Genomic DNA, 575 nt, shown 5'->3' with positions numbered 1-575 from the left:
AATAGCCTTGCCCCTTACGCCATTTACGCAAACGCCCTCGCGCATTGCTATAAGGGGAAGCGGTATTGAATTGGATCATGCGGCCTTGCGTCCACTTTCCGTACCATGTCTGGCCGTAAAGTTGCTCATTGCTGCTGGTGTTAATGTGTGCAACGATCTGTGCCTGAGCGGCGATAAGGCGCTCAATCACCTGAGTGAAAGGGAGTGCATCATAATCGCGATAGAATTTTTGCGCTAACCGACCCAGTTCATTCCATTTGAAGCCTGTTTCAGGAAAGTCGATTGGCTGACCGACAGCATCCCGCGCCAACCATTTCAGCACCAGTTCGTTCCAGCCTAACAAGTAGGCCGCCAGGTTATTCACGCTCATCAATGTGTCCTTCGCGTGTCCCGGCAGACTTTGTTCATCCACTAATGCGGCAGGCACCTGCGCAAATTCACGGCACAGCTTACTGAATTCGCTGTTGATTGCCGCTAACAACGCGGTTTTATCTTGCGGAACAGCCATTCACTTTCCTCGCATTCACCCAATTACACTCGAATGCTAAGGCTAAAACGCGTGGATAATCCAGACC

Annotated in this window: 1 protein-coding gene; it reads right to left on the bottom strand. The window is 51.0% G+C overall.

Annotated elements, in window-relative coordinates; translation table 11 throughout:
• A partial coding sequence (locus J5069_RS23940) for a ClbS/DfsB family four-helix bundle protein (protein WP_264646139.1) occupies positions 1–508 on the bottom strand: 508 nt, incomplete at its 3' end.
• Positions 509–575 lie beyond the last annotated feature (67 nt).

The sequence above is a fragment of the Candidatus Symbiopectobacterium sp. NZEC127 genome (assembly GCF_025962675.1).
Taxonomy (GTDB): Bacteria; Pseudomonadota; Gammaproteobacteria; order Enterobacterales; family Enterobacteriaceae; genus Symbiopectobacterium.
Note: the sequence above shows the minus strand (reverse complement) of the source record. Positions and strands in the feature narration are given on the sequence as shown.